Raw genomic sequence first — 5,158 nt, forward strand, 5'->3', positions numbered from 1 at the left:
GCGTCGCGAGTGACCAGCCAGCCGATGCGGATGCCCGGAATGCCGAAGGCCTTGGAGAGCGACGAGACGCTGATCGCGCGTTGGCTGAGCGATGCGGCCGCCGGCAGGCGCCGGCCGTAGGAAAGGTCGCGATAGGTCTCGTCGACCAGGAGATGGCATTGCCGGCTCTCGGCGAGCGCCACGAGCGCGTCGAGATCGGCACGACTCATCATCGTGCCGGTCGGATTGTGCGGGCAGGTGACGCTGATCAGGCGGGTGTTCGGCCGCATCGCCGCGGCGAGACGATCGACATCGACGGCGAAGCCGTCGTCGAAGTCGAGGTCGACATAGGAGATAGGGCAGCCGATCGCCCGGGGGGTCTCAATGTTGGTGGCGTAGTTGGGCCTGATGACCACCAGATGGTCGCTGGCCGAAAGCAGCGATGTGGCGATGATGAACAACGCGCCGGCGGCACCCGCGGTGACCAGCACGTCATCGGGCGAAAGGCTCTCGTCCTGCGCGGCGACCAGCGCGCGCAACTCCTTATCGCCGCGATGTTCGCCGTAGAACAGGGTGAGATCGGGCAGCGTGAGACCGATGTCGGAGAGTTTCTGGTCGGCAATCGAGCTTTCGGAAAGGTTATAGCGAATACGGTCGTAGCCGTATTCCTCCGGCGCCTCCCTCTCGATCACCATCCTGGCGTAGTTCATGGCTCCCCCCAGACTGCTTGGACTATCCAAGCCACAAAAGCATGAAGCCTGCCAAGGCGGATTCGCCGGCAGGCTTCTGTTCCAGTCGTTGAAACTATTGGCTCAGGCACGAGCCTGTCCCGGGCGTCGTCGAAATTCACCGTGAACTAATGAAGGCAGCGGCGAGCGTTCGGTTGAGGGGGAAGCGGTCGGCAACACAGCGCGCTCGACCTCCCCTTGCAAGCCGTCGATCCATGCGCTAATACTGAACCAAATGGTTCAGTATACGACAGTCCGCCTTGATGCCTCGTTCGCCGCGCTCTCCGACGCGACCCGGCGCGGCGTGCTGGAGCAACTCGGAAGTGCAGAAGCTTCGATCACGGAGCTTGCCGAAAAGTTCCACATGACCCTCACGGGTATGAAGAAGCATGTCGTCGTCCTGGAGCAGGCGGGGCTCGTCATCACGAAGAAGGTCGGGCGCGTTCGGACCTGCAAGCTCGGCCTGCGCCGGATGGAGGAAGAGGCGGCATGGATCGAGAGGTACCGCCAGCTCTGGGACGCACGCTTCGACGAGTTGGACAAGGTTGTCGAGGAACTGAAAACGGAAGGAGAAGATTGATGGACGTAAGAAAAGAGAGTGAGCGCAGCCCCATGACGAGCCGCACGACGGTCGAACGGAAGTCCGAGTGTGAACTGGTCGTTACGCGTATTTTCGACGGCCCGGTCCGCATCGTCTACGAGGCGTGGACCAAACCCGAGCTGTTCAAGCGGTGGTGGGCGCCGAAGTCGGCAGGCGTGCCTCTGCTTTCCTGCGAGATGGATGTTCGTGTCGGAGGCAGATACCGGGTCGAATTTGGCCACGATGCCTCAGAGTCAATGGCATTCGTCGGCAAGTACATCGACGTGATACCGAACTCGCGCCTCGTCTGGACCAATGAGGAAAGTGATGACGGTGCCGTGACCACGGTGACGTTCGAGGAAAGAGGTGACAAGACGCTTCTGGTGCTGCACGAACTCTATCCCTCGAAGGAAGCTCTCGACGAGGCCATCGCCGGGATGGAGGGCGGTATGCCCGAGCAGTTCGAGCAGCTGGACGAGCTTCTCGTCACGCTGGGCGCGGGTGTGGGACGGTCATGAAGTCGCTCTCGCGGTCACCGGCCTCGAGGGGAGTCTCAACGTGCCGTAGAGCAATTCCAGGAAAGGTGTGAAACGGTTTTTCCTGGAATAGCGTCAAAACAAGGATAGAGCGGTTCGACGTTTCCGTGAAACGGTGAACCGCTCTAGGCCGAAACCCTGGCCTTCCTGCCCCTGGCCTTGACCGGCTCGGCGGCCTTGCGGCCGAGGCCGATCGACTTCGCCAGCTCGGAGCGCGAGGCGGCATAGTTGGGGGCGACCATCGGGTAGTCGGCCGGCAGGCCCCACTTGGTGCGATAGGCTTCCGGCGTCAGCCCGAAATGGACGCCGAGGTGGCGCTTCAGCGATTTGAATTTCTTGCCGTCCTCGAGGCAGATGATGTAGTCCGGCGTCACCGAGCGCCTGGGGTTGACCGCGGGGACGAGCGGCGCGGCGACCGGGGCCGGCGGCTGGCCGAGGCTGCTGATCGAGGCGCTGACGCTGGCGATGAGGTCGCTGAGGCCGGAGGCAGGCAGACGGTTCTTCTCGACATAGGCGGAAACGATGTGGGCGGTAAGCTCGAGCAGGTCGATTTCCTTGCGAGCGTCGTTGCTGTCGTCGGCCAATTTATGTCTCCGTCGGTAGGGGGATGGCGCGACTCCTAGTCGGCAAATCTGGATAACGCAATGACTTCGCGCCACGAAACACGTTATTTTGAACAACTATACTGAGCTATAATACTATCAGACGATCAGCGCCTTGTCGCGCCACAGTCGAAAACCGCCCTCGAAAGCGCGCGTATTGTCGCCGCGCCTGGAATCGGCGGGCATTTCATCAAGCTTGTCGACATTGCCGCCGCCGATGACCACGTAGTCCGGCTGCAGGGCGGCGCGAAGCCTGTCGACGACATCGAAGACGGATTTGCGCCATTTCCTCTTGCCGCGTTTCTCCAGCCCGCGCTCGCCGACATAGTCCTCGAAGCTGCCGCCCTTCCTGTAGGGAAGATGGGCGAGTTCCATCGGCTGGGCGACATTGTCGACGATCATCGCGGCGCCGAGGCCGGTGCCGAGGCCGAGGAACAGCATGCGGCCGCCCTCATAGCTGCCGATGGCCTGCATCAGCGCGTCGTTGATAACCTTCACCGGCTTGCCGAAGGCGGCGGCGAAGTCGTAGCCCGCCCAACCCTTGCCGAGATTGGCGGGGTCGGCGAAAGGCCGGTTGTGGGCGACCGGACCGGGGTAGCCCATCGAAATCAGGTCATAGGGCAGGCCTTCGGCCAGCGTGTTCACCGAGGTGATCATCTGCTGCGGCGTCAGGCCAGGCCCGGACCCGGCGCGGCGCATCTCGCCGCCGGCGCTGGTCAGGATCTTGACATGCGAGCCGCCGATGTCGATCGTCAGCACGATCTGTTCCGCATCCGCCGCCGCCGGCTTTGCCGCCTTGGCCATGTCGTTGCCTCCCAGCCCCTATTTCGATGGGTTGATCCAGCCGTTCGGCGGACCGAAGTCGTTCAGGGCATCGGCCGGTCCCCAGCTCTTCGGCGCGTAGATGTGCGGCGCCGTCGTGTCGCCAAGCACAGGGCCGACGATGCGCCAGGCAAGCTCGGCCGCATCCTGGCGGGTGAACAGCTGGCCGTTGCCGTTCATGGCGTCGCCGATCAGGCGCTCATAGGGCGGCATGTCGCCCTTGCTGTCATCGAGCGCCGTCAGTTCCACCTGTTCGCCGACCATGTCGTCGCCGGCCACCTTACGCTGGGCGCCGATCGAGATCGCCACCTGCGGGTCGATGCGGAAGCGGACATAGTTGGCGTCGTCCGGCTTGATCGGGTCGAAGACGTCGAGCGGCGGCCGTTTCAGCCGCACGATCACCTCGGTGGCATGCACCGGCATGTTCTTGCCGGCGCGGATGAAGAAGGGCACGTCCTGCCAGCGCCAAGTGTCGACGAAGAAGCGGACGGCGGCGAAGGTTTCGACCGGGGAGTTCGGGCGCACACCCGGCTCCGCCAGATAGCCGTCGAACTGGCCGCGCACGACATCGTCCTTCGTCAGCGTGCGGATGGCGCGGAGCACCTGGACCTTCTCGTCGATCAGGTCGTCGGCCGAGCGGCCGACAGGCGGCTCCATGGCGAGCAGCAACAGGATGTTGAGCAGGTGGTTCTCGATGACGTCGCGGATGCAGCCGACATCGTCATAGAATTTGCCGCGACCGTCGATGCCGAAATCCTCGGCCATGGTGATCTGCACGCTCTCGACGAAGTTGCGGTTCCAGATCGGCTCGAGGAAGGCATTGGCGAAGCGGAAATAGAGCAGGTTCTGGATCGCTTCCTTGCCGAGATAGTGGTCGATGCGGAAGATCGACTGCTCGTCGAACACCAGGTGCAGCACCCGGTTCAGCCAGCGCGCCGACTGCAGGTCGTGACCGAATGGCTTTTCCACCATCAGCCGCGCGCCACGCGCGGTGCCGGACTGCTCCAGCCCCTGGACCACGGTTTCGAACATGGTCGGCGGCACCGCCATGTAGTGCAGCGGGCGCTGGGCGGAGCCGAGCGCCGTCTTCAGCTTCTCGAACGTCGCGGCGTCGCGGTAGTCGCCGCTGACATAGCGCAGCAGCGAGGCGAGCTTGGCGAACACCGTCTCGTCTATACCGCCCAGCGCATTGACGATGCCGTCGTGGGCGCGCGCCTGCAGTTTGCCGATGTCCCAGGGGTCGAAGGCGACACCGATCACCGGCTCGGTGAGCGTCCCCTTGGCGACCATCTGGTAGAGGGCCGGAAATATCTTCTTGTGGGCAAGGTCGCCGGTCGCCCCGAAGAGCACCAGCGTGTCGGACCGTTCCTGACTCATCGATGTCTTCCCCGCTCTCAGGTCTTTGGCTTCTCGACATGGCCGCCGAAGGCGTAGCGCATGGCGGAGAGCAGCTTGTCGGCGAATTCGGATTCGCCTTGCGAGGAGAAACGGTCGAAAAGCGCCGAGGACAGCACCGGCGCCGGCACGCCGGTGTCGATCGCCGCCTTGAGCGTCCAGCGGCCCTCGCCGGAATCCGAAACGCGCCCGCCGAACTGCGTCAGCGCCGGATCGTTCTTCAGCGCGCCGGCGGTGAGATCGAGCAGCCAGGAACCGATGACGCTGCCGTGCCGCCAGACCTCGGCGACCTGCGGCAGGTCGATGTCGAACTGGTAGTATTGCGGGTTCTCCAGCGGGCTGGTCTCGGCGTCGGCGGTGCGCGCCCGCTTGCCGGCATTGGCCGACTTCAGGATGTTGATGCCTTCGGCGTAGGCGGCCATGACGCCGTATTCGATGCCGTTGTGGACCATCTTGACGAAATGGCCGGCGCCGCTCGGCCCGCAATGCAGGTAGCCGTAGGGCGCGGTGCCGGCG

5 protein-coding genes and 2 pseudogenes are annotated in these 5,158 nt (G+C 63.9%); 2 read left to right on the forward strand and 5 right to left on the reverse strand.

Going from position 1 to position 5,158, the window contains the following annotated elements; genetic code table 11:
* On the reverse strand, positions 1-689 hold a 689-nt coding region (locus EOA33_RS23515), incomplete at its 3' end, for a pyridoxal phosphate-dependent aminotransferase (protein ID WP_145989251.1).
* Positions 690-942: 253 nt separating this feature from the next.
* On the opposite strand from EOA33_RS23515, the pseudogene EOA33_RS23520 reads away from it, so the two are divergent.
* Positions 943-1,309 (forward strand): annotated as a pseudogene (locus EOA33_RS23520) (helix-turn-helix domain-containing protein).
* Complete coding sequence (locus EOA33_RS23525; protein WP_127406712.1) at positions 1,287-1,805, forward strand: SRPBCC family protein; 519 nt, start codon at positions 1,287-1,289, stop codon at positions 1,803-1,805. The pseudogene EOA33_RS23520 and the gene EOA33_RS23525 overlap by 23 nt, the downstream one beginning before the upstream one ends.
* A 143-nt stretch (positions 1,806-1,948) precedes the next feature.
* Here EOA33_RS23525 and EOA33_RS23530 read toward each other — a convergent pair whose 3' ends face one another.
* The 4 genes and pseudogenes from EOA33_RS23530 to EOA33_RS23545 form a co-directional block, all read right to left on the reverse strand.
* Entirely contained in the window at positions 1,949-2,407 is a 459-nt protein-coding gene (locus EOA33_RS23530; protein WP_126057528.1) for a MucR family transcriptional regulator, read from the reverse strand.
* Between the two features lie 117 nt (positions 2,408-2,524).
* The gene (locus tag EOA33_RS23535) at positions 2,525-3,229 is read right to left on the reverse strand and encodes an ROK family protein (protein WP_127406713.1); all 705 of its coding nucleotides are present in this window, start codon (positions 3,227-3,229) and stop codon (positions 2,525-2,527) included.
* Positions 3,230-3,247: 18 nt separating this feature from the next.
* Positions 3,248-4,624: a glucose-6-phosphate dehydrogenase gene (gene zwf / locus EOA33_RS23540; RefSeq protein WP_126057530.1), complete on the reverse strand. Its 1,377-nt coding sequence runs from the start codon at positions 4,622-4,624 to the stop codon at positions 3,248-3,250.
* Between the two features lie 17 nt (positions 4,625-4,641).
* Positions 4,642-5,158, reverse strand: a pseudogene (locus tag EOA33_RS23545) (6-phosphogluconate dehydrogenase (decarboxylating)); the annotation flags it as partial.

Source organism: Mesorhizobium sp. M4A.F.Ca.ET.050.02.1.1, from assembly GCF_003997725.1.
In the GTDB taxonomy this organism is placed as follows: Bacteria; Pseudomonadota; Alphaproteobacteria; order Rhizobiales; family Rhizobiaceae; genus Mesorhizobium.